Here is a 22674-nt window from a genome sequence, read left to right as displayed (position 1 = left end):
GTCGATCAGGACTCCAGGGTACCGTCGAGGGTTTTCAGCGCGCTGTACAGGTTCGGACGACGGTCACGGAACGAGCCCCACGCGCTACGGATGTGTTCCAGTTGGTCGAGGTCGAAGGTGTGAACCAGAATGCCTTCTTCGGTTTCGTTAAGTTCCTGCACCTTCTCGCCGAACTGGTTGGCGATGAACGACGAACCATAGAAGGTAATGTCGTAGCCGTCTTGTTCTTCGTTGCCGATGCGGTTACTGGCGATCAGCGGCATCAGGTTAGCGCCGGCGTGGCCCTGTTGCACGCGTTGCCAGTGATCGCGGGACGAAATGGTCTTGTCGTGCGGCTCGCTGCCGATGGCGGTCGGGTAGAACAAGATTTCCGCGCCTTGCAGCGCCATGCTGCGCGCAGCCTCTGGGAACCACTGGTCCCAGCAGATGCCCACGCCGATTTTCGCGTAACGGGTGTTCCACACTTTGAAGCCGGTATCGCCCGGGTTGAAGTAATACTTTTCGTGGTAGCCAGGGCCGTCCGGGATGTGGCTTTTCCGATAAATCCCGAGGTTGCTGCCGTCGGCATCGATGATCGCGATGCTATTGAAACGCGCGCGGCCCGCCAGCTCATAGAAGCTGATCGGCAGCACCACTTGCAGTTCCTTGGCGACTTTCTGGAAATGCTTGATGGCGACGTTGTCTTCCACCGTCGTGGCCAGTTGCAGGTAATCCGGGTTCGGCTTCTGGCAGAAGTACGGCGCTTCAAACAGTTCCTGGATCAGGATGATCTGTGCACCTTTGGCAGCGGCTTCGCGCACCAGCCTTTCAGCGACTTCGATGTTGCCTTCGAGGTCCCAGGAACAGGCCATCTGAGTGGCGGCGACGGTAACGTTACGGCTCATGAATCATCTCCGGGCAAGTGCGTGACGGTCGGGCATGGTTCATCCACGCCCTGGCATTGGCGACTTTATAGCCGATAAAAATCGGCTTTAGAAGCTAATAATCTGCAATTCGTCTAAATCTAAGCGCTTATTCCCGATAACAATCGAATTACCACCCAGAAATGTAGGAGCTGCCGAAGGCTGCGATCTTTTGATCTTCAGCGCCATGAATGGCAAAGAAAAATCAAAAGATCGCAGCCTGCGGCAGCTCCTACAGGGGCGGATCAGAGGTCTTCGTTTAATACTTTCGAGAGCATGTCGACGAAGAAATCCACACTCTGGCGCGAGGTCACCATCGGCGGTTTGATTTTCAGGACGTTCAGGTAATCACCGGTCGGCTGCATGAAGATTCCCAACTCACGCAAGCGGTCGCACAGCGCTGTGGTTTCTTCGGTAGCCGGCTCCAGGGTTTCGCGGTTGCGGATCAACTCCACCCCCAGATAAAACCCGGAACCATGCACCGCGCCTACCAACGGATGAATATCGATCAGCGCTTCAAGACGCTCCTTGAAATAGCCGCCAACGACCTGAGCGTTTTCCCAGAGTTTTTCTTCTTCCATCACATCCAGCACCGCCATGCCGACCTGGCAACTGACCGGGCTGCCACCCGCGGACGAGAAGAAATAACCCTCGGCTTCCAGCGCTTCGGCGATTTCCCGGCGGGTGATCACCGCGCCCAGCGGCTGGCCGTTGCCCATGCCTTTGGCCATGGTGATGATGTCCGGCACCACGCCCTGCTCTTCAAAACCCCAGAAGAAATGGCCCATACGCCCGTAGCCGACTTGCACTTCATCGGCAATGCACACACCGCCCCGGGCGCGAACCATGGCGTACACCTGCTGCAAGTAACCCGGCGGCAGCGAAATACCACCGGCATTGCCGTACACCGGCTCGCAAATGAAACCGGCCAGCTGACGTTTTTGTTCGGCGATTTTCGCCAGGTTGTGTTCGACGCTGCGCACGTAATCCGGCGCACTGTCCGGGCCGCGGAATTCGCCGCGATAGGTATTCGGCGCAATCACCGGGTGCACCCAGTCCGGACGGCTGCTCAAGGCCTTGGGGTTGTCGGCAATCGAAGTCGACACCGCGTCCGCGCCCACGGTCCAGCCGTGGTAAGCCTCCAGCACACTGAGCATGTCGCGCCCGCCGCTGTAGGCCCACGCCAGGCGAATCGCCAGGTCATTGGCCTCGCTGCCGCTGTTGACCAGGAACACGCGGTCCATGGAGTCCGGCGCCAGCTTCAGCAAGCGTTCGGAAAATTCGGCGACGGCGGCGTAGTTGAACCGCGAGTTGGTGTTGAGCAGCGACCACTGACGGCTGGCTACCTCCGCCATACGCGGATGGCCGTGGCCGAGCACCGCGACGTTGTTGAGCATGTCGAGGTAGGAGCGGCCCTGCATGTCAATCAGGTGATTGCGCCAGCCGCGCTCGATGCGCGGCGGGTCGACGTAATAGTGTTTTTGCGTGCGGGCGAAACTGGCGTCGCGACGGGCCAGCAAGGTGGGCGCGTCGAGTTCTTCTTCCGCATCGCAGGCCAGCCCCAGCAGCGCCGCCGGTGACGGGCACAACGCTTTCCAGGCATCTGCGCGCGACGGGGTACAAAACAATGGCGTCGTTAGCGTCGCACCACGACTCAACTGCACAATCAGTGGCCCGCTGACCGAACCCAGCACCTGGCCTTTGACCAGCGCAGCGCCCGCGTGCAGCGACGGCGTTACGCCCCACAGCCGAACACTCAGTTGCGGGCCGTCGAGTTGCAGCACGCCCGGCGCCGGCTGATGGACGATGCCGGCAAACGGCGATTCCACCGCCGTGCCATCAGGCACACGCAACTCGACGTGCAACGGACAGGTGTCCGGTTCGATGGCGCTGTCCGGCCGGGTGCGGGATAAACGGTATTGCCCGTAACGACTGGCCGCCAGACCGTGCGCAGCGGCGGCCTCGTTCAACAACCGCTGGTCGATACCCTCCTGCTCCCAGTTACCGGCCTCGAAATGCGGGCTGAGTACACCCAAATCGATCAAGGCAAATTCACGCCCGACCAGGCTTGGCAGCAGCGGCGCGAAATCTTCGCTGCCGATGGCAGGAAGGTTTTGCCCGACAGAACTCAGAATCGCGGCTTCCATCAACGCCAGCGGCACCGATGTCGCCACACTGAAAATCTCCCACTCATGGGTCAGGTTGTCGCGGCTGTAGTCGTTACCCGGATCGATGCTGACTTGCTGCTCACCGCTGAGCACCAGCACCGCCGCGCGAGCGACGATCAGCGGCCACAGCGCCAGCAACTCTTCATGGGTCAGCGGATTGACCGCGTGATAGGCCTGCACCGCCGGCAAGATGCAAAACGGATCGCCATCGGCGTGGTGCAGCAATGCGGCGCAGGTCACCGACAGATCGGTGATACGCCAGGTGCGAATCAAATCGCCGAAATCGATCACGCCCTGCAACTGCCATTGACGCTCAGCGTCGCGCTGCCACACCACGTTGTCGTCGGTGATGTCCATATGGATGGCCTGTACCGGCAACTTATCCACCAGAGGTTGCAGATGGCGCTCGGCTTGCTCCGCCGCTTCGGCGATCAGCTTGCGCTGGGCATCATCCTGGATCACCGGCAGCAAATGCGTGATCAACGCCTGGGCATGGCGGGCATCCCACTGCAGTGTGCGCTCCAGCCCCGGATGGTCGAACGCCGCCAGCGCCAGGTCCATCTCGCCGCACAAGCGACCGAAGCCGGCCACCACCGTGCGGTTGAAATGATCAAGGTGGGTCAGGGACTGGCCTTCGATGTAGTCCAGCAGGCGCACGTGCACCGCTTGCCCGCCGACTTCAAGGGACAGTAAGTCCGCGCCGTTTTTCGCCGGGATCACCCGCGGTACGTGCACGTCCGGGTGTTCGCCCAAATGCTTGAGCCCGGCGTGCTGGGCTTGCAGTTCCAGCGCCGAATAGTCGCCACGGCAGATTTTCAGGACAAAACGGCCCTGGTCGCTGTCGACGCGATAGTTCAGGTCCTGCTGGCTGCCGAGGGCCTGCAACCTGCCGCTGAGCCCGTAATGGTTCTGCAACAGCTCGAGCGCTTGCTCCGCAGAGACTTGCGGGCTGGGCAAACTGGCGCGATGAATCAACGTGGCGAGCGGCATACAACGACCCCTGAAGTTTTATTAGGCGCCTATATCGCCACTGCTCGGGGCGTTACGCAACCCCCCGTTCACCGGTCTGACGACCAACCGGCCTCACACATGAACAAGGAAAAAATGACCCGCCACTCGCCTTGATCAAGACTCTGCGCAAGAATGTTGACCATCAACGCCCATTACTGGAGTAACACCATGAATGTAGTCACCACCGACCTGCCCGGTGTTCTGATCATCGAACCCAAGGTATTTGGTGACGAGCGAGGTTTTTTTTACGAAAGCTTCAACGCAAAGGTTTTCCAGGAAGCTACCGGCCTGAACGTCAGGTTCGTTCAGGACAACCATTCCCGCTCGCAAAAAGGCGTAGTTCGTGGCCTGCATTACCAACTGGAAAATACCCAGGGCAAACTGGTTCGAGTCACGGTCGGTGAAGTACTCGATGTGGCAGTGGATATCCGCCGCAGCTCGCCACATTTCGGCAAATGGGTGGCGGTACGCCTGTCCGCCGAGAATCACCGCCAGCTCTGGGTACCGGAAGGTTTTGCCCATGGATTCGTGGTGTTGAGCGAGTACGCCGAGTTCCTCTACAAGACCACCGACTACTACAGCCCGTCATCCGAGCGCTGCATTCTGTGGAACGACCCGGACCTGGCGATCGACTGGCATTTGGACGCCGAACCGCAACTGTCAGGCAAGGATAAGGCCGGGGTACTGTTCAAGGACGCTGAAGTTTTTGCCTGAAACGCAGGTTGAAGCTTCACCCCGCAGCCTCAAGGTGCGCAGACTGCGCCCGCAAGCCTAGGCATAATGCGCCTGTACCCACAGGCGCTCGATGCTCATGACCCCGACTCTCCCCCGCAGACCTCGATGGCGCAGCCTGGCATTGCTCGCCTTATGCCTGGCGCCGTTGCTGTGGCCGCTGGAGCATCTGGCCGAGCGCTACTACCGCAGCGAACTCGCCGGCCAGAACCGTCAGACCCTCGACCTCTACGTCGCCAACTTGCTGGGCACCCTGCACCGCTATGAAGTGTTGCCGCAGATCCTCGGCGATCTGCCTGCCCTGCGCGCGGTGCTTGGGGCGCCGGACGACAGCGTCACCCAAGGCAACGCCAATCGCCTGCTGAAAAACATCAGCACCCAGACCGGTGCCGAAGTGATGTACCTGATGGACACCACGGGCAAAACCCTGGCCGCGTCCAACTGGGACAAACACGACAGTTTCGTCGGGCGCAATTTTGCCTTCCGCCCTTACTTCAGCGAAGCCATGGCCGGGCGACTCGGGCGCTTTTTCGGGCTGGGTACCACTTCCGCCAAACGCGGGTACTTTTTCGCCGCTGCCGTACGTAATGGCGAGAAAATTACTGGTGTGCTGGTGGTCAAAGTCGACCTTGATCACACCGAAAGCCTGTGGGGCAAAACCCCGGAACAATTGCTTCTGACCGACCATAACGGCGTGGTCATCCTCACCTCGCGGCCGGAATGGCGCTTCCGCTCGACCCGGCCATTGAGCGAAGACGAGCGCAAGGCCATCACCGCGATCCAGCCTTATCCAACCCGCGATCCGAAGCCGTTGAGGCTCAATCCCAACGCCTGGCTGACCCAGACCCAGCCGATCGCGGAAACCGGCTGGAATGTCAGCATCCTCGCGCCGCGAACTTTGATCGATCGCCCGGTGCGCACCGTACTCGCCATCGGTGGCGCGACGTTGTTGGTGGTGATGCTGTTGCTCGGCCTGATGATGCAACGCCGCCGCCATTACCTTGAACGAATCGCCTTCGAAGCCAAGGCACGGCGCGAACTGGAAGGCCGGGTCGCCGAGCGCACCAGCGATCTGGAAGGCCTCAACCGTCGACTGAAACAGGAAGTGTTGGAGCGCGAGCAGGCCCAACAAGAGCTGGTGCGCGCCCAGGATGACCTGGTGCAGGCCGGCAAATTGTCGGCACTGGGGACGATGTCAGCGAGCATCAGCCACGAACTCAACCAGCCGCTGGCGGCCATTCGCAGCTATGCGGAAAACGCCGAAGTGCTGCTCGATCATCAGCGCACCGACGATGCCCGCGGCAACCTCAAGCTGATCAGCGAATTGACCGGGCGCATGGCCTCGATCATCGCTCACCTGCGCGCCTTCGCCCGCCGCGATCGCCACGCCCCGGAAAGCGTCGCCCTGCAACCGGCGCTGGACGATGCCCTGGCGTTGCTGGCCAAGCGTCGGCGCAGCATGGAAGTCGAACTGATCCGCGACTTGCCCGCCGCCACGTTGTGGGTCGAGGCCGGGGAAACCCGTCTGCGCCAGGTGCTCGGCAATCTGCTCGCCAATGCTTTGGATGCCCTCACCGAAAAAGGTCCGCCGCGTAAACTCTGGCTGAGTGCCCAGTCCACCGCCGATGGCGTCAACCTGTACATTCGCGACAATGGCCCCGGTTTCTGCCTGGAGGCACTGGGTCGCGCCAGCGAGCCCTTCTACACCACCAAGACCCGCACGCAGGGTCTGGGTTTGGGCTTGGCGATCTGCGAAACACTGATGCGCGCCTTCGGCGGTGAACTGTCGTTCGCCAACCACAAGGAAGGTGGCGCGTTGATTACCCTGAAGCTGCGCGCCGGCGCACCGGGTGTGAGCCTGCAACCGTCCGAGGACCGAAGTGCATGACCATCGACAACCGCATCCAGGTCGTGTTGATCGACGACGATCCCCATCTGCGCCAGGCCTTGAGCCAGACGCTGGATCTGGCCGGCCTGAAGATTCTGCCGCTGGCCGAAGCCAAGGGCCTGGCCGCGCAACTGGAGCGTGACTGGCCGGGCGTTGTCGTCAGTGATATCCGCATGCCGGGCATGGACGGTCTGGAACTGTTGACCGAACTCCACGCCCAGGACCCGGAACTGCCGGTTCTGCTGATCACCGGTCATGGCGACGTGCCGCTGGCGGTGCAAGCCATGCGCGCCGGGGCCTATGACTTCCTGGAAAAACCCTTCGCCAGCGACGCCCTGCTCGACAGCGTGCGCCGCGCCTTGGCCCTGCGCCGCTTGGTGCTGGACAACCGTAGCCTGCGTCTGGCCCTGAGCGATCGCAATGAGTTGAGCACCCGTCTGGTTGGCCATTCGCCGTCGATGCTGCGCCTGCGCGAGCAAATCGGTGCGTTGGCGGCGACCAAGGCTGACGTGTTGATCCTCGGTGAAACCGGTGCCGGTAAAGAAGTGGTGGCTCGGGCGCTGCATGACTTGTCGAGCCGACGCAACGGACCGTTCGTAGCGATCAACGCCGGAGCACTGGCCGAATCGGTGGTCGAGAGCGAGCTGTTCGGGCACGAGCCGGGCGCCTTCACCGGCGCGCAGAAGCGACGCATCGGCAAGTTCGAATTCGCCAACGGCGGCACATTGTTCCTTGATGAAATCGAAAGCATGAGCCTGGATGTGCAGGTGAAATTGCTGCGTTTGCTGCAAGAGCGTGTGGTCGAACGCCTGGGTGGCAATCAGCTGATTCCGCTGGACATCCGCATCATCGCCGCCACCAAGGAAGACCTGCGTCAGTCCGCCGATCAGGGACGTTTCCGCGCCGACCTGTATTACCGCCTGAACGTCGCACCGCTGCGCATTCCACCCCTGCGCGAGCGCGGCGAAGATGCCTTGATGTTGTTCCAGCACTTTGCCGATGAAGCCAGTGCCCGGCACGGCTTGCCGCCCCACGAACTGCAACCGGGACAACGCGCCATGCTGCTGCGCCACACCTGGCCCGGTAACGTGCGCGAACTGCAGAATGCCGCCGAGCGCTTTGCTTTGGGCCTGGAATTGGCGCTGGATAACAACGAATCGCAAAACCCGTCCGGCGCGCCGATCGAAATGGTCAGCGGCGGCCTGAGCGAGCAAGTGGAAAACTTCGAAAAAACCTTGATCGCCGCTGAACTGGCACGCTCGCACAGCTCGGTGCGCAGCGTCGCCGAAGCGCTGGGCGTTCCCCGCAAGACCTTGCACGACAAACTGCGTAAGCACGGTCTGAGCTTCGCCGACAGCGGTGCCGCCAGTCACACCGACGAACTCGATTGAGCCACCGTCAAATCATCAACTGCCAATAAGAGGCCCTGAATGAGCCGCGAAAGTCGTCAACTGGAATCAGTCCTCCACCACGACATCCCCCTCACCCGGGACATGGGACTCAAGGTGCTCGACTGGCATGACCAGCAACTGCGCCTGCACTTGCCGCTGGACGCCAACGTCAATCACAAGAGCACCATGTTCGGCGGCAGCCTGTACTGCGGCGCGGTGCTGGCGGGTTGGGGCTGGCTGCATTTGCGCTTGAAGGAAGAAGGCATTACTGACGGGCACATCGTGATTCAGGAAGGGCAGATCAGCTATCCGCTGCCGGTGACGGGCGACGCCCATGCCATTTGCCAGGCGCCGAGTGCACAGGTGTGGAAGAAGTTTCTGACGATGTACCAGCGCTATGGACGCGCGCGACTGACGTTGGCTACGCGGGTGTTGAATGCGGGGAGTGATGAGGATGCGGTGCGGTTTGTCGGGCAGTACGTCCTGCACCGGTAATCATCAACACCTACAAAAAACCTGTGGCGAGGGAGCTTGCTCCCGCTCGGCTGCGCAGCAGCCGCAAATCACGCAACCGGGTTTACTGATGTTGCTCGGTGCCTGGGTTTGGGGCCGCTACGCGCCCCAGCGGGAGCAAGCTCCCTCGCCACAATATGTTGTGAAGTTCAGGCCCGGGCCAGTTCCAATAATTTTTCGCGCCACGCCGCCTTCGCAGGCAGCGCCAAAAAGAACTCGTTCAACAACGACTCCCGCGCCGGATAGCTGAAAGGCACGCCGCTCAACTCCAGCACCTCACCGCCCGCGCCTTCCAGCACGCCTTGCGCTGCCGCTGTGTCCCACTGCGAAGTCGGCGCCAGGCGTGGATAACAATCCGCGGCGCCTTCCGCCAGTAGGCAAAATTTCAATGAGCTGCCGATATTCGCCAGTTCCAGCTCACCCAGACTGGCACTCAATCCCGCCAGCAAACGCTCCTGCTCAGGGCTGGAATGCCGCCGGCTGGCAACCACTGTAAAGGCCTCGCCCGGTGCCGGTACGTCACGCACTTGAATGGCCACCGGCGTGCTGCCCTTGTCACTCCGCCACGCCCCCAGTCCGGCACCGCCCACGTAAAAGCGCCCATTGGTAGGCATCGAAACCACACCAAACACCACACGCCCCTGCTCGATCAAAGCGATGTTGACGGTGAATTCTTCACTACCGGAAATGAATTCCTTGGTCCCGTCCAGCGGGTCGACAAGCCACCAGCGTTGCCACCCGGCGCGCACGCTCTGGGGGATATTGGCGTCCTCTTCGGACAACACCGGAATACTCGGATCAAGCGCCGTGAGCCCGGCCAGAATCAGGTGATGAGCCGCCAGGTCTGCCGCAGTGACGGGCGAGTCGTCCGATTTGGCAGTTACCGCTGTGCCCGTGCGCCAGAACGGCAGGATCGCGTCACCGGCCTGCAACGCCAGTTCAATCACCGACGCCATCAATGGATGTGGGAAATTCATGGCAGAAACACTCCACGTTGAGTCAGCAGATCACGAGCCAGATACAGAGCCGCCAAAGCGCGGCCCTCGGTGAATTGAGGGTTTTGCGCCAAGGCCGAGAGTTCGCGCAGATTGACCTTGCCCAGGCCCATCGGCTCAGGCTCATCGCCCTCAAGACGTTCTTCATAGAGATCGGTGGCCAGCACCACCTGGATTTTCTGGCTCATGTAACCGGGCGACAGTGACAGCTCGGTCAGATGCTCCAGTTGCCGGGCACCGAAACCGGCTTCTTCCTTGAGCTCACGCTCAGCCGCTGCCAACACGTCTTCACCGGGCTCGATCAAACCTTTTGGCAGCGACAGCTCGTAGGCATCGGTGCCGCCGCAATACTCTTCGACCAACACGGCGTGATCCGCATCGAGCATCGCCACGATCATCACCGCGCCATAACCCGCGCCCTTGCCGACCAAACGCTCATAGGTGCGTTCCACGCCGTTGGAAAAGCGCAGCTTCAGCTCTTCGACGCAGAATAAACGGCTGGTGGCGACAATCTCGCGGGCGAGGATGGTGGGTTTCTGGCGCATGAGCGGCTCCTGGGCAATAGCGGGTTACTATACCCGGCCTATCCTGATTGTTGTCTTCGGATACCTTTTTTTACCGCTGGAGAAGTTTTTTATGTCCCTGCTGCCCTGGCGCGACATCGACACTGTTCTGCTGGACATGGATGGCACGCTGCTGGACCTGCACTTCGACAACCATTTCTGGCTGGAGCACCTGCCTCAGCGTTATGCCGAGTTGCACGGGGTGAGCCGGGCCATGGCCGAGCTGGAACTGCAGCCGTTGTTCGAACGCAATGCCGGCCAGTTGCAGTGGTACTGCCTGGATTTCTGGAGCGCCGAACTGAAGCTGCCGGTGCGCGAATTGAAATTGGAAACCGCGCACCTCATCGCCCTGCGCCCAGATGCCGATACGTTCCTGGCGGCGATCAAACAGGCTGGCAAGCGTGTGGTGCTGATCACCAACGCGCACCGCGATTCCCTGTCATTGAAACTGGAGAAAATCGAACTGGCGCCGTACTTCGAGCGTTTGATCAGCTCCCACGATTACGGCTTTCCCAAGGAAAACCCGCAGTTCTGGGAGGCGTTGCAGGCAGACATCGACTTCGAGCCGGCGCGTAGCCTGTTTATCGACGATACGCTGCCAATCCTGCGCAGTGCCCGGGATTTTGGCGTGGCCCATCTGTTGGCCGTGCGCGAGCCGGACAGCCGCAAGGGGCCGAAGGACACGGCAGAGTTTGCGGCGGTGGGGGATTATCGGGAGCTCATTACCGGGCTTTAGACCCGACACGTCATTGTGGCGAGGGAGCTTGCTCCCGCTCGGCTGCGCAGCAGTCGCAATTCAACTGACGCGATCTATTAGATAGAACGCATTGGCCGGATTGGGAGTGCTTCGCACTCCAGCGGGAGCAAGCTCCCTCGCCACAGGTGTTATGTTATTCAGGAATACGTAACGACTGCCCTGGATAGATCTTGTTCACGTCCTTGAGCATCGGTTTGTTGGCCTCGAAGATTTTCTGATATTTGTTGGCATCGCCATACACACGCAGGGAAATGGCGCTCAGGGTGTCGCCCTTCTCGACCACCACAAATTTTGCGGCCACTACCACAGGCCCAGTCACGGTGATCTGATCATCCACACTGCCGACACCGGCAATATTGCCCACTGCAAGCAGGATCTTTTCTTTCTCTTCCTGACTTGCCACTTCACCGGTCACAGTGACCTTGTCACCATCGACTGTCGCCTGCACATTTGGATTACCCAGGCCGACTTTGCTGATGTGTTCCTTCAACTGCTCGCTGGCATTAGCGTTTCCCGGTGTCAGTAAATCCAACAGTTTTTCGCCGGCTTCTTTCACAAAGCTCAAAAGACTCATGGTGCACTCTCCTTGGGTTTCGGGTTCCAGACGCAAAAGCCTAGACCACACCCGTCACTTGCGGATTCAACCCGACCAATGACGCCGCTTCCCGCCAAGCGATAGAATCCGCCCCTTCCCGAACACTGGAGCGAAGATGGACATCAAGCAGCTGAAATTCCTCATCGCTCTCGACGAAACCCGGCATTTCGGCCAGGCCGCCGCGCGCTGCCACATCACCCAGCCAACCCTGTCGATGCGCCTGCGCAGTCTCGAAGAAGAACTCGACCTGCCGCTGGTCAATCGCGGTCAGCGTTTCGAAGGTTTTACCGCACCGGGTGAGCGGGTTCTGGCCTGGGCGCGCACGGTATTGGCGGCCTACGACGGCTTGTACGCCGAGGCCGCCGCTTGTCGCGGCAATCTGGTCGGTACGTTGCGTTTGGGCGTTGTGCCACTGTCGAGTTTCGACCCGCTGCCGCTCATGCAACGCCTGCACGCCGAGCACCCGAACCTGCGCTTCGAACTCTCGGCGCTGAGCTCCGAGCAGATCCTCGAACAATTGGCGAACAATCGGCTGGATATCGGCGTCTCTTATCTGGAACGTCTGGACAGCGAACGCTTCGAGTCGCTGACCTTCAGCGAAGCACGTATGGGCCTGCTCTACGATCAGCGCTTCTTTACCTTCAGTGAGGCGTCGCTAAGTTGGGAATCGTTGATGGAGCTGCCATTGGGCATGCTCACCAGCGGCATGCACTTTCGCCAGTCCATCGACCACAACTTCCACATCCGCGGCCTGACACCGCAACCGCTGTTGCAGACCGATGCGGTGCATCAACTGTTACAAGCTGTGCACGGCGGCCTGTGCTGCGCCGTGATGCCGCTGGACGGTGGCCTGGAAAACCTCACCGATCATCTGCGCCTGCACCCCATCGAAAATGCCCAGACCCTCGCCCGGCTGGGGCTGATCATGCGTCGTAGCGCCCCTCGCTCAGCGTTGGCGGAAGCTTGTTTCGCGATTTTTCAGCAATCGCTGCCTAGCGCTTGATCGACGCCATCTATCGGTAGATCAGTATTAGCGATTAGACGCGACAAGTTGTCGCGCCTAGTCTTAAAGCTGACCAAACCGCCGGTGATGCCATGAACGCCAAGCGCCCTGACTGCTCGGCGCCCGCCCCAAAAACGCCCGAGCCCGCTGCCAGCCAGACCTACAGCTACAGCAACCTTGAATACTCCGAATCGGCCAGCACTGCCTTGGCCGAGGAAGTCGCGTTGGCGATTGCCTATAACGGCATCAGCCAGGCGGTGATGCTGGTGACTCCGACGGATCTCGAAGACTTCATCGTCGGGTTCAGCCTGGGCAGCGGCATCATCCAGGACGCCACTGATATCTACGACCTGCAACTCAGCGGCTCGGGGTCGGCGCAGTACGCGCAAGTGACCATCGCCAACCGCGCCTTCTGGAACCTCAAGCAGCAGCGTCGGCAACTGGCCGGCACCAGCGGTTGCGGGCTCTGTGGCGTGGAAGCGGTGGAGCAGGCGTTGCCGGACCTCCAGGTGTTGCCCGGAGCGCCACTACCACCTGGAGAATGGCTCGACGGCCTGCGCCAGCGCATCAATGAATTTCAGCCGCTCGGCCAGTATTGCGGCGCGGTGCATGCGGCCGTGTTCATGAACGACAAGGGCGAACTGCTGCTGGGTCGAGAAGACATCGGCCGGCACAACGCTCTCGACAAACTGATCGGCGGCTTGATCCGCCGCAACATCCCGATCACTGGCGGGCTGGCGATTGTCACCAGCCGGTGCAGCCTCGAATTGATCCAGAAAGTCTTGCGCGCCGGTATCCAGACACTGGTCAGCCTGTCGTCGCCCACGGGCCTCGCCGTGCAATGGGCCCGTCGCCACAACCTCAATCTCATCCATTTGCCACAAAAGAATGCGCCGCGGGTGTACAGCCCGGCTTTGGAGAATCAAGCGTGAGTCAACACCGTCAAGCCGATCAGACACCCGTACCTCGCTACAAACCCTACAAAGGCCCGGCCGGTGGCTGGGGTGCACTGATCAGCGTGGCCCAGGCCTGGTTGACCAGCGACAACGCCCTGAAAAACCTGCGCATGATGCTCAAGACCAACAAGAACGGCGGCTTCGACTGCCCGGGTTGCGCCTGGGGCGATTCCAATGAAGCCGGCATGGTGGCGTTCTGCGAGAACGGCGCCAAAGCGGTGAACTGGGAAGCGACCAAACGGCGTGTCGATGGCAAATTCTTCGCCAGGCACAGCGTCACTTCGTTGCTGGAACAGAGCGACTATTGGCTTGAGTATCAGGGTCGCCTGACCGAGCCGTTGAGCTATAACGCCGAAACCGATCGTTACCAGCCCATCAGCTGGGACGATGCCTTCGCTCTGATCGCCAAACACCTGCAAGGCTTGTCGAGCCCGGATCAAGCCGAGTTCTACACCTCGGGCCGCGCCAGCAACGAAGCGGCGTTTCTCTATCAATTGTTCGTGCGCGCCTATGGCACCAACAACTTCCCCGACTGCTCGAACATGTGCCACGAAGCCAGCGGTGTGGCGTTGTCGCAAAGTGTCGGTGTTGGCAAAGGCACCGTGACCTTCGACGACTTCGAACACGCTGATGCGATTTTTGTCTGGGGTCAGAACCCTGGCACCAATCACCCACGGATGCTCGAACCGTTGCGCGAAGCGGTGAAACGTGGCGCGCAAGTGGTGTGCATCAACCCGCTGAAAGAGCGCGGGCTGGAACGTTTCCAGCATCCGCAGCATCCGATCGAAATGCTCACCAACGGTTTTAAAGCGACCAATACCGCTTACTTCCGTCCAGCCTTGGGCGGTGACATGGCAATCATGCGTGGCATGGCCAAGTTCCTGTTGCAATGGGAGCGCGACGCGCAGAAGGCCGGTGAGCCTGCCGTGTTCGATCACGATTTCCTCAACGAACACAGCGCCAACGTGCTGGAGTACCTCGGCATCGTCGACGACACGCAATGGGAACAGATCGTCGAGCAATCCGGCCTGACCCTTGTTGAAATCGAGCAAGCGGCGCGGATGTACCTCAAGGGCAAGAACGTCATCATGTGCTGGGCGATGGGCATCACCCAGCATCGCCATTCGGTAGCGACCATTCAGGAAATCGCCAACCTGATGCTGCTGCGCGGCAACATCGGCCGGCCGGGCGCGGGCCTGTGCCCGGTGCGTGGCCACAGCAACGTGCAGGGCGACCGGACCATGGGCATCAACGAACGCCCGCCGGCGGCGTTCCTCGATGCGCTGGAGCGGCGCTTCCAGTTCAAGGTGCCGCGTGAAAATGGCCACAACGTGGTCGAGGCGATTCATGCCATGGCCGAAGGTCGCGCCAAAGTGTTTATCGCCCTGGGCGGCAACTTCGCCCAGGCCACCCCGGACAGCCCACGGACCTTCCAGGCCCTGAGCAATTGCGACCTGACCGTGCAGATCAGCACCAAGCTCAACCGCAGCCATTTGGCTCACGGCAAAGACGCGCTGATCCTGCCGTGCCTGGGCCGTACCGACATCGACCGACAGACCGAAGGTCCCCAAGCGGTGACTGTCGAAGACTCGTTCAGCATGGTCCACGCCTCCAACGGCCAATTGGAACCGCTGTCGAACCAGATGCGCTCTGAGCCGGCGATCCTGGCCGGCATCGCCGCCGCCACGCTGGGCAGCAAACCCGTGGACTGGAACTGGCTGGTCGCCGACTACCGGCGCATCCGCGACCTGATCGCCGACACCATTCCCAACTTCAAGGACTTCAACGAGAAGATCAAGAACCCGGGTGGCTTCTATCTGGGCAACAGTGCCGGTGCGCGCAATTGGAACACGGCGTCGGGTCGAGCCAATTTCAAGCCGAACCTTTTGCCCAAGGATCTGGTACACGAACGCACCCGTGCCACCGGCAAGCTGCCGGACCTGATCATGCAATCGATGCGTTCCCACGATCAGTACAACACCACGATCTATGGCCTCAACGATCGTTATCGCGGAGTGAAGGGGCAACGTGATGTGCTGTTCGTCAACGAAGCCGACATCATTCGCCTGGGCTTCAAGCCGGGGCAGAAAGCTGACATCGTGTCGATCTGGAATGATGGCGTGGAACGTCGGGTGAAGGGCTTTACGCTACTGGCGTTTGATATCCCGGCGGGGCAAGCGGCGGCTTACTACCCGGAAGTGAACCCGCTGGTGCCGCTGGAAAGCACCGGGGATGGCAGCCATACGCCGACGTCGAAGTTCGTGGCGATCCGGTTGGAAGCGGCGAGTGAGACCGGGTTGATTTTGGCCAGATCGGCTTAAAGCAAAAACAAAAGATCGCAGCCTGCGGCAGCTCCTACACCGATACCTGTAGGAGCTGCCGCAGGCTGCGATCTTTTGACATTATTGCTGGCACAACAACTTTTCAACCGCCCACAAAAAAGGCCGTTTTTTCACAAAAACGGCCTGTCCGAAGTAACTAAAGACCGGCGAAAAACCGTTAAGTTCCGCCCAAAAAACAGCAACTTATAGAAATGTGCTGAAGTCGTGTTACTCGTCGGATTTCGATTGTCACACCTCTGACACAGCCTCAGGATCGCGTCGTCATCCCCTTGAGGTTCCTTTATGAAGTTCTCCTCGATTCTCTTGTTGTCCCTTGGCCTGGTCAGTGGCATCGCTTCTGCTGGCGGCAACACCGAAGCCGGTGTGGGCGGCGCATTGGGCGGGGTTTTGGGCTCGGTCGTCGGTCAGTCACTGGGCGGCAATACAGGTTCCACCATCGGCGCGGCCCTGGGCGGCGCGGGTGGTAGTGCAGTCGGCGCAGACAAACACAGCCGTGGCGAAGCCGCCATTGGCGGTGCGTTGGGCGCAGCGGGCGGTAACGTGGTCGGCCGTAGCGTGGGCGGCACCACCGGCAGCCTGATCGGCTCCGCAGCAGGCGGCGGCGCCGGTGGCGCGCTGGGTAACTACATGGGCAACAAGGCCGATGATGACGACGACGATGATCGTCGTTATCGTGGCCATGATGGTCGTCGTTACTACCGTGACGGCCACCCAGGTCGCGGTCATGCCTACGGCCATCGCAAGCACCACAAGTACTATCGTCATCGTGACTGATCCCGGAACACCGGAATGTTCACTGACAAACAGAAATCGCAGCCCGAGGGCTGCGATTTTTTTTGCCTGATTTAAACCATCAGACGTTCCATCGCACTGCGCAGGTTGTCCGGTATCGCCACCGGCTGATTCGAAGCCCGGTCGACAAACACATGCACAAAGCGCCCCGCTGCACAGGCTTCGTCCTCGCCTTGCTTGAACACCGCCAACTCATATTGCACCGAACTGTTGCCCAGTTTGCCGACCCGCAAACCGATCTCGATCCGCTCCGGGAATGCGATGGAGGCAAAGTAATCGCAAGCTGAGCTCACCACGAACCCCACCACCTCACCGTCATGGATATCCAGACCACCAACTTCGATCAGGTAAGTGTTCACCGCCGTATCGAAGAAGCTGTAGTAGGTGACGTTGTTGACGTGGCCGTAGGCGTCGTTGTCGTGCCAGCGGGTGGTGATGGGTTGGAAGTGTGGATATTCGGTGCGTTGGGGCATCAGTATTGGTTCCTGGAGTTGGGTTGCCAGTCTATGTCGAAAACCGTGTCGCATTCATCGCTGGCAAGCCAGCTCCCACAGAACATTGCTCCCCCTGTAGGAGCTGGCTTGCCAGCGAAGCATCGGTTCAGGCAATTCATCACTCAACGATCAGCAAACCCCTTACCCGCCACCGCCAACTCCCCAATCAACCGCGCCGGCTGCCAGTGGTCACCTTGGCGCGTTTCCAGCGCCAGCAGGCGCTGATGAATATCCGCCAGCCCTTGCTGATCCGCCCAAGCCATCGGACCACCCTTTTCCGCAGGGAAGCCATAACCATTGAGGTACACCAGATCGATATCATGAGCCGATCCGGCGATCCCTTCCTGCAGGATTTTCGCGCCTTCGTTGACCAGCGCCAGCAAGCAGCGCTCCAGAATTTCCTCCTGGCTGATCTCACGACGATGGAAGCCCAAACCTTCACTCACTTCCAATACCAATGCATCAACTAGCGGGTCGTGTTCCGCCTGACGACTGCCCGGCTCATAATGGTAAAAGCCGTTGCCGCTCTTCTGGCCGAAACGGCCCAGCTCACACAATCGGTTATCCACCTGCACTTCTGGCGCATCCTGCCCCACGCCGGACAGCTGCCGGGCGCGCCATTGCAGGTCGACACCCACTACGTCGAACATGCGGAACGGCCCCATGGCAAAACCGAAACCTTGCAGCGCCGCATCCACCTGATACGGATAAGCGCCCTCCAGCAGCATCTTGCGCGCCTCAAGCACGTAGGTATTGAGCATGCGATTGCCGATAAATCCGTCGCAGTTGCCCGCCACCACACTGACCTTGCCCATGCGCTTGCCCAACGCCAGCGCGGCCTCAAGCACCGCCGGAGCAGTCTGGGCACCGCGGACGATTTCGAGCAGTTTCATGATGTGTGCCGGGCTGAAAAAGTGCAGGCCCAGGACTTGTTGCGGACGGCGCGTAACGGCAGCGATCGCGTCGATGTCCAGCGCTGAAGTGTTGCTCGCCAGAATCGCTTCAGGTTTGAGCAGGCCATCCAGTTCGCGGAAGATTGACTGCTTGAGTTCGAGGTTTTCGTAAACCGCTTCGATCACCAGGTCGACGTCGCGGATGGCCGCGTAATCGGCGGCTGCCGTGACTCGGGCGATACGGGCTTCTGCCTCGGCCTGATCAATACGCTCCTGTCGCACGCTGTGGGCGTAGGTGTCGGCGACGGCAACCAGAGCCTGCTCAAGCATCTGCGGATTGTTATCGACCCATTGCACCGCCACGCCGGCGTTGGCCAGGCACATGACAATGCCACGGCCCATGGTGCCCGCGCCGATCACGGCTGCGCGCTGAATGTTGAACGGTGTCTGGTTCATCTCTTGTTCTCTTGTTGGCGATCCAAAGACAGCCCTCACCATAGTCAGCCACCGCGCATTTTTGAAATTTATTCCTGTGATGAGCAACATTCAGCGCGTGGATGCAACCGATGATCCCCTGTAGGAGCTGCCGAAGGCTGCGATCTTTTGATCTTAAAAAGCAAAGTCAAAAGATCGCAGCCTTCGGCAGCTCCTACAGGTTAGAGATTCGCTTCGGCCCACCCCCGCACCTCGGCATACGGATAATCTTCCAGCACCGCAAACCCCGATATCGTCCGCGCCTTGAGCTTGGTGAACAGCGGCACACTGATCCCGCACAGAAACCGCGTCACTCGCTCTGCCGAGGGCAGGCTGCCAGTGTGCTGCTCATGCTTGTGGATAAACTCGCCACACAGCGCCTCGAAGTTTTTATCCACAAGCGCCGACAACTCCGGCGGTGTCGGGAGCCGTGCAACCTGCCCATGGCACACCGAGCAATGCCCGCATTGCTGCGGGGCGTTGCTGTCGCCGAAATACTCGGCCAACCGGAAACCGAGGCAACGCTCGGTGGCAAACAAATCCAGCATGGCGTGGATTCGCGCGATCTCGGTTTGTTCGTGCCGGGTGAAACCGGCGTGAAGTTCAGCGCTGAGTGTCTGCGGGTCAAAGTCTGTTTGCAGCAGGGTATAGACCTCGGTCATCAACTTGCTTTCAAGCTCGACCCAGCCCTTCTCCTGGAAATAATCCAGCGCCTTGACCACCCGGTTGCGCTCGGCCTGGTGTTGCTCGTACAACGCGTCGAAGTTAACCGTGGCCCAGCTCCGTGCACGCTTGGAGGTCTGGATGATCGCCGCGACGAAATCCTTGCGCTCGCCTTCGAAACGGGCCAGCAACGCCTCGGGTTCCTCCAGGTATTTGAAACGGTACTCAGCGTAATAGGCATAACGCGGGGCAATGATTCCACGCAGCTCCAGTTGCACCAGCAACGTCTTGAGCGGCAGCTGGCGGATGTTGCTGTTATCCGCCAAAGGTCCCAACAGAAACTCCCACTCCCCTTGCGGCGCACACGCTTGCAACTCGTCGACGACATGGCGGATACCGTCGAGCTCAGGGGTATCACCGTAAACAAAGTTTTCCAGCACGTTGAGGCTGTCGCGATTGGCCAGCACCAGGCAATCGGACGTCTGCCCATCACGCCCGGCACGGCCGATTTCCTGGCTGTAGTTTTCGATGGATTTGGGCAGGTCGAAATGCACGACGTTGCGGATATTGCTCTTGTCGATGCCCATGCCGAAGGCGATGGTCGCGACGATGCAATTGGACTGCCCGCCCATGAAGCGTTTCTGGATGCCGTCACGTTGGTCATGGGGCAAACCGGCGTGATAGGCCTCGGCCTGTATGCCGTTGCGTTGCAGATGTTCGGCAATGTGCTCGGCGGTTTTCTGCAGGGTGACGTAGACGATGCTCGGCTGATCGGGACGTTCACTCATCCACTCGACAAGACGTCGGCGTTTGTCCGGACCGCGCACCGGTTCTACCCACAGATTGAGGTTCGGTCGATAGAAACCCGTGGTCACCACGTCATCGGGAGCGATGGCGAATTTCGTCTGCATGTCGACAATGACCTTGGGTGTCGCCGTAGCCGTCAGCAGCAAGACCTGCGGGATGTTGAACTGGCGTTGGTAGTCCGGCAGCTTGAGGTAATCCGGGCGGAAGTTGTGGCCCCATTCCGAGATGCAATGGGCCTCATCCACCACTAGCAACGAGATCGGCACTTGCTGCAGGAAATTGCGGAAACGCTCGTTCTTCAGGCGCTCCACCGAGATCATCAAGATTTTCAATTCGCCGGACCTGGCGCGGGCCATCACATCGCTTGCGTCATCGCGGCTCTGGGCCGAGTCGATACTGCCCGCGGCAATGCCATGACGCTGCAGGAACGCCAACTGATCCTGCATCAATGCCAACAACGGCGAGACCACCAGCGTCAGATGCGGCAGCAACACTGCCGACAATTGATAGCACAGGGACTTGCCGGAACCGGTGGGAAAAATAGCCGCCGCCGAACGCCCCGCCAGCACGGCGCTGACGGTTTTCTCCTGACCGGGTCGAAACTGTGGATAACCGAAAACCTGTTCCAGGGTGTTGTGCATAAGCTGTCACTCCGTTGACTGCTGCGATGAGCAAAGCCTAGCCGGCGATCGCAGCGAGTCGAGAAAAGGTCGGGGCAAAAAACGATACGGGATGATACAGCGGATGGCGGGCCGGCATGCCAGGCTTGAAGAATTGGCTGAATGACAAATCGCTATCGCGGGCAAGCCCGCTCCCATAGTTGATCTTCAGCGAACGTATATTTTGTGCTCAATCGAAATATCTGTGGGAGCGGGCTTGCCCGCGAAGAGGCCGGAACATCCACCACACATCCCGAAATGACCTACAGCGTCTGAAGCCCCTTCAACCAAGACGTAATCCGTTTCCTCACACCCAATCAAATACCCTACAAAACCTGTCGACCTCAGCCGTCTTGTCGCACAGCGCCGCGCCCTTCTATAGTTTCCGGCACGGCTGAAAACAGTGTCTCGGCCTGCCGGGCACACTTGCCGATTTCGCACAGGACCTACCTCGATGACCACCCCCGATCCACTGACCCACCGCTACCGCCCACTCAAAACCCGCTACGGCGAAACCCCGGTATTGGTCATCGACACCGAAGCCGACCCCTTCGAAATCCTCGACGCCGCCCGCCAACGCATCCGCGCCGCCAGCGACCTGCTCGAAACCCTGTATTGCCTGTGCTTCAAACAGGCCGACACCAGCGACATCCCCAACATCGTCAGCGCCCTGTACCTGCTAACCCAGGACGGCAACGACCTGCTCGACATCGCCCGCCAACGCCTGCCGAAACTCACCGGCTAAGTCCCACCCCATTTTCCTGTGGGAGCTGGCTTGCCAGCGATGAACGATAACGCGGTGCCATGTGGACAAGTCCGTCAGCAACGCCCTATCAAAGCTTCGGCAACGTCCTACAAAAGAAGACACCTTGTCGGCTATCGCTGACTGGCAACGAACATTTACTGTCCCTGCATCGCTGCAAATTCAGCGATCAGGTTTGGTCACCTGAGAACAACGCACACATGTGTGCCATCATTCGCGCCGCGGACATCTATGTCCTCGTAGTGTTTTGTTATGGCGGCTGTGTGTGGGACGCCCTCGGGCGAGCCGATTTGTTGTTTTCGGTTGACCAAGCCTGCGCACAGTCCGCCTCCTATCGTTTGGTCACGGTGTTGGCGGTTACTAAACAACAAACCGAGTACCTCTTATGCCAACTCTTAATCCGTTTCCAAATCGCTACCGCCCACTCCAAACCAACCTCACCGACACCACCCCGCTAATTATCGACACAGAAGCCAACCCCCAAGACATTCTCGAATCCGCTCTCCAGCGCATCCGAGCGTCCAGCGATCTGCTCCGAACCCTGCACTGCCAAAGCTTCCTCGACGGCGACATCGAAGACATCCCGCACATCACCCACGCGCTCTACCTGCTAACCCAGGACGGCTGCGACCTGCTCAAAGTCGCCCAGCAACGCATGCTCAACTGGAAAGCTCCGATCTAACATCAACTTCAGATCGCTCCCACGCACTGCGCAGGAGCGATCAAGTAACAAGATTTGCTCCGATGGGAAACAAAGTCGTCGAACGCTGGAGATAGCCATGAGCAGATTTTTTTATGACCTAATGGAAAGCGTGCAACAGATGAATGAGATTCTGCGGAACGAAAGTCTGCTCCGATCCTTCCACTCTATTCCAACGACCAATAAGATCAGTCCAAGCCTACCCGGACACCCCGCAATGAACCTCGCCCCCAACCTCCCCGACGACCCAACCCTCCACCAGCTCATCCAGCTCCTGCACGAAGAACTCGGCTTCCCCGAGCGCAAAGCCATCAGCCTCAGCACCTCGATCAATTTCGACCTCGGCTGCAACGGTGCCGACGCACAACACCTGATCGAAACCCTGGAAGAACACTTCACCATCGACTTCGTGGATTTCGACAGCTATCGCTATTTCCAGCCCGACGGCTACGATGTGAATCTAAAGCGAAAAGCCAAGGGACGCGGCGAGAAGGTGCCATTGACCATCGGCATGCTCTACCGGGCTATCAAGGCCCTGCGCTGGGACACGGATGGCTAGAAGGCCTATAACGTCCCCGGCGCATAACGATAAGGACATTGCGTGGACGTACTG

At 59.9% G+C, this 22674-nt stretch carries 20 protein-coding genes; 12 read left to right on the top strand and 8 right to left on the bottom strand.

All coding sequences use genetic code 11. From position 1 onward, the window contains the following. Positions 1-5: 5 nt before the first annotated feature. Positions 6-884 carry an N-carbamoylputrescine amidase gene (gene aguB / locus NL64_RS13110; protein WP_034148501.1) on the bottom strand — a complete coding sequence of 293 codons (879 nt, stop codon included), beginning with the start codon at positions 882-884 and terminating at the stop codon, positions 6-8. Positions 885-1147: 263 nt separating this feature from the next. Then, positions 1148-4060 (bottom strand): aminotransferase, encoded by a 2913-nt coding sequence (locus NL64_RS13105; protein WP_034148500.1) that lies wholly within the window; start codon positions 4058-4060, stop codon positions 1148-1150. Between the two features lie 189 nt (positions 4061-4249). Here NL64_RS13105 and rfbC point away from each other — a divergent pair, with 189 nt between their 5' ends. From rfbC to NL64_RS13085, 4 genes are all read left to right on the top strand, one after another. Next, a complete protein-coding gene (rfbC, locus tag NL64_RS13100; protein WP_034148499.1) occupies positions 4250-4795 on the top strand; it encodes a dTDP-4-dehydrorhamnose 3,5-epimerase in 546 nt (181 codons plus the stop codon). 97 nt (positions 4796-4892) lie between these two features. Beyond that, on the top strand, positions 4893-6701 hold the full coding sequence (locus tag NL64_RS13095) for a sensor histidine kinase (protein ID WP_034148653.1): 1809 nt from the start codon (positions 4893-4895) through the stop codon (positions 6699-6701). Further along, positions 6698-8092, top strand: a complete 1395-nt coding sequence (locus NL64_RS13090; RefSeq protein WP_034148498.1) for a sigma-54-dependent transcriptional regulator — start codon at positions 6698-6700, stop codon at positions 8090-8092. The genes NL64_RS13095 and NL64_RS13090 overlap by 4 nt, the downstream gene beginning before the upstream one ends. A gap of 39 nt (positions 8093-8131) precedes the next feature. Next, positions 8132-8587: a YiiD C-terminal domain-containing protein gene (locus NL64_RS13085; RefSeq protein WP_034148497.1), complete on the top strand. Its 456-nt coding sequence runs from the start codon at positions 8132-8134 to the stop codon at positions 8585-8587. A 167-nt stretch (positions 8588-8754) separates the two neighbouring features. On the opposite strand, the gene cysQ is transcribed toward NL64_RS13085, so the two are convergent. Together cysQ and nudE are read right to left on the bottom strand one after the other, a co-directional pair. Continuing rightward, the gene (cysQ, locus tag NL64_RS13080; protein WP_034148496.1) at positions 8755-9582 is read right to left on the bottom strand and encodes a 3'(2'),5'-bisphosphate nucleotidase CysQ; all 828 of its coding nucleotides are present in this window, start codon (positions 9580-9582) and stop codon (positions 8755-8757) included. After that, positions 9579-10145 (bottom strand): ADP compounds hydrolase NudE, encoded by a 567-nt coding sequence (gene nudE / locus NL64_RS13075; protein ID WP_034148495.1) that lies wholly within the window; start codon positions 10143-10145, stop codon positions 9579-9581. The genes cysQ and nudE overlap by 4 nt, the downstream gene beginning before the upstream one ends. A 91-nt stretch (positions 10146-10236) precedes the next feature. Between nudE and yrfG the strand changes: the two genes are divergently transcribed. Then, positions 10237-10899, top strand: coding sequence for a GMP/IMP nucleotidase (gene yrfG, locus NL64_RS13070; RefSeq protein WP_034148494.1), 663 nt, complete (start codon positions 10237-10239; stop codon positions 10897-10899). A 154-nt stretch (positions 10900-11053) separates the two neighbouring features. Here yrfG and lysM read toward each other — a convergent pair whose 3' ends face one another. Next, the gene (gene lysM, locus NL64_RS13065) at positions 11054-11494 is read right to left on the bottom strand and encodes a peptidoglycan-binding protein LysM (RefSeq protein WP_034148493.1); all 441 of its coding nucleotides are present in this window, start codon (positions 11492-11494) and stop codon (positions 11054-11056) included. A 136-nt stretch (positions 11495-11630) separates the two neighbouring features. Between lysM and NL64_RS13060 the strand changes: the two genes are divergently transcribed. The 4 genes from NL64_RS13060 to NL64_RS13045 all read left to right on the top strand — a co-directional run bounded on the left by NL64_RS13060 (position 11631) and on the right by NL64_RS13045 (position 16590). Beyond that, the gene (locus tag NL64_RS13060) at positions 11631-12518 is read left to right on the top strand and encodes a LysR family transcriptional regulator (RefSeq protein WP_034148492.1); all 888 of its coding nucleotides are present in this window, start codon (positions 11631-11633) and stop codon (positions 12516-12518) included. 92 nt (positions 12519-12610) lie between these two features. Further along, the gene (gene fdhD / locus NL64_RS13055; protein WP_034148491.1) at positions 12611-13450 is read left to right on the top strand and encodes a formate dehydrogenase accessory sulfurtransferase FdhD; all 840 of its coding nucleotides are present in this window, start codon (positions 12611-12613) and stop codon (positions 13448-13450) included. Continuing rightward, complete coding sequence (locus NL64_RS13050; RefSeq protein ID WP_034148490.1) at positions 13447-15795, top strand: FdhF/YdeP family oxidoreductase; 2349 nt, start codon at positions 13447-13449, stop codon at positions 15793-15795. Before fdhD ends, NL64_RS13050 begins: the two co-directional genes overlap by 4 nt. A gap of 303 nt (positions 15796-16098) precedes the next feature. After that, positions 16099-16590: a glycine zipper domain-containing protein gene (locus NL64_RS13045; protein ID WP_034148489.1), complete on the top strand. Its 492-nt coding sequence runs from the start codon at positions 16099-16101 to the stop codon at positions 16588-16590. Between the two features lie 71 nt (positions 16591-16661). Here NL64_RS13045 and NL64_RS13040 read toward each other — a convergent pair whose 3' ends face one another. From NL64_RS13040 to NL64_RS13030, 3 genes are all read right to left on the bottom strand, one after another. Beyond that, positions 16662-17081 (bottom strand): acyl-CoA thioesterase, encoded by a 420-nt coding sequence (locus NL64_RS13040; RefSeq protein WP_034148488.1) that lies wholly within the window; start codon positions 17079-17081, stop codon positions 16662-16664. A 143-nt stretch (positions 17082-17224) separates the two neighbouring features. Beyond that, positions 17225-18451, bottom strand: a complete 1227-nt coding sequence (locus NL64_RS13035) for a 3-hydroxyacyl-CoA dehydrogenase (RefSeq protein WP_034148487.1) — start codon at positions 18449-18451, stop codon at positions 17225-17227. 200 nt (positions 18452-18651) lie between these two features. Then, a complete protein-coding gene (locus NL64_RS13030; RefSeq protein WP_034148486.1) occupies positions 18652-20580 on the bottom strand; it encodes a RecQ family ATP-dependent DNA helicase in 1929 nt (642 codons plus the stop codon). A 472-nt stretch (positions 20581-21052) separates the two neighbouring features. On the opposite strand from NL64_RS13030, the gene NL64_RS13025 reads away from it, so the two are divergent. The 3 genes from NL64_RS13025 (at position 21053) to NL64_RS13015 (ending at position 22620) form a co-directional block, all read left to right on the top strand. After that, on the top strand, positions 21053-21343 hold the full coding sequence (locus tag NL64_RS13025) for a hypothetical protein (protein ID WP_034148485.1): 291 nt from the start codon (positions 21053-21055) through the stop codon (positions 21341-21343). 403 nt (positions 21344-21746) lie between these two features. Then, positions 21747-22043, top strand: a complete 297-nt coding sequence (locus NL64_RS13020; protein WP_034148484.1) for a hypothetical protein — start codon at positions 21747-21749, stop codon at positions 22041-22043. 235 nt (positions 22044-22278) lie between these two features. Next, complete coding sequence (locus NL64_RS13015) at positions 22279-22620, top strand: DUF1493 family protein (protein ID WP_034148483.1); 342 nt, start codon at positions 22279-22281, stop codon at positions 22618-22620. Positions 22621-22674: the final 54 nt, after the last annotated feature.

Origin of the sequence: Pseudomonas fluorescens, from assembly GCF_000802965.1 — a bacterium.
Lineage (GTDB): Bacteria > Pseudomonadota > Gammaproteobacteria > Pseudomonadales > Pseudomonadaceae > Aquipseudomonas > Aquipseudomonas fluorescens_A.
This window is presented reverse-complemented; position numbering and strand designations above follow the sequence as displayed.

What these genes read in the sequence shown, in the direction of transcription:
- NL64_RS13035 (WP_034148487.1), bottom strand. Translation starts at nt 18,451, where the DNA reads ATGAACCAGACACCGTTCAACATTCAGCGCGCAGCCGTGATCGGCGCG.
- NL64_RS13020 (WP_034148484.1), top strand. Translation starts at nt 21,747, where the DNA reads ATGCCAACTCTTAATCCGTTTCCAAATCGCTACCGCCCACTCCAAACC.
- NL64_RS13060 (WP_034148492.1), top strand. Translation starts at nt 11,631, where the DNA reads ATGGACATCAAGCAGCTGAAATTCCTCATCGCTCTCGACGAAACCCGG.
- fdhD (WP_034148491.1), top strand. Translation starts at nt 12,611, where the DNA reads ATGAACGCCAAGCGCCCTGACTGCTCGGCGCCCGCCCCAAAAACGCCC.
- lysM (WP_034148493.1), bottom strand. Translation starts at nt 11,494, where the DNA reads ATGAGTCTTTTGAGCTTTGTGAAAGAAGCCGGCGAAAAACTGTTGGAT.
- NL64_RS13040 (WP_034148488.1), bottom strand. Translation starts at nt 17,081, where the DNA reads ATGCCCCAACGCACCGAATATCCACACTTCCAACCCATCACCACCCGC.
- NL64_RS13030 (WP_034148486.1), bottom strand. Translation starts at nt 20,580, where the DNA reads ATGCACAACACCCTGGAACAGGTTTTCGGTTATCCACAGTTTCGACCC.
- rfbC (WP_034148499.1), top strand. Translation starts at nt 4,250, where the DNA reads ATGAATGTAGTCACCACCGACCTGCCCGGTGTTCTGATCATCGAACCC.
- NL64_RS13045 (WP_034148489.1), top strand. Translation starts at nt 16,099, where the DNA reads ATGAAGTTCTCCTCGATTCTCTTGTTGTCCCTTGGCCTGGTCAGTGGC.
- NL64_RS13025 (WP_034148485.1), top strand. Translation starts at nt 21,053, where the DNA reads ATGACCACCCCCGATCCACTGACCCACCGCTACCGCCCACTCAAAACC.
- NL64_RS13105 (WP_034148500.1), bottom strand. Translation starts at nt 4,060, where the DNA reads ATGCCGCTCGCCACGTTGATTCATCGCGCCAGTTTGCCCAGCCCGCAA.
- NL64_RS13095 (WP_034148653.1), top strand. Translation starts at nt 4,893, where the DNA reads ATGACCCCGACTCTCCCCCGCAGACCTCGATGGCGCAGCCTGGCATTG.
- yrfG (WP_034148494.1), top strand. Translation starts at nt 10,237, where the DNA reads ATGTCCCTGCTGCCCTGGCGCGACATCGACACTGTTCTGCTGGACATG.
- cysQ (WP_034148496.1), bottom strand. Translation starts at nt 9,582, where the DNA reads ATGAATTTCCCACATCCATTGATGGCGTCGGTGATTGAACTGGCGTTG.
- NL64_RS13085 (WP_034148497.1), top strand. Translation starts at nt 8,132, where the DNA reads ATGAGCCGCGAAAGTCGTCAACTGGAATCAGTCCTCCACCACGACATC.
- NL64_RS13090 (WP_034148498.1), top strand. Translation starts at nt 6,698, where the DNA reads ATGACCATCGACAACCGCATCCAGGTCGTGTTGATCGACGACGATCCC.
- aguB (WP_034148501.1), bottom strand. Translation starts at nt 884, where the DNA reads ATGAGCCGTAACGTTACCGTCGCCGCCACTCAGATGGCCTGTTCCTGG.
- NL64_RS13015 (WP_034148483.1), top strand. Translation starts at nt 22,279, where the DNA reads ATGAACCTCGCCCCCAACCTCCCCGACGACCCAACCCTCCACCAGCTC.
- nudE (WP_034148495.1), bottom strand. Translation starts at nt 10,145, where the DNA reads ATGCGCCAGAAACCCACCATCCTCGCCCGCGAGATTGTCGCCACCAGC.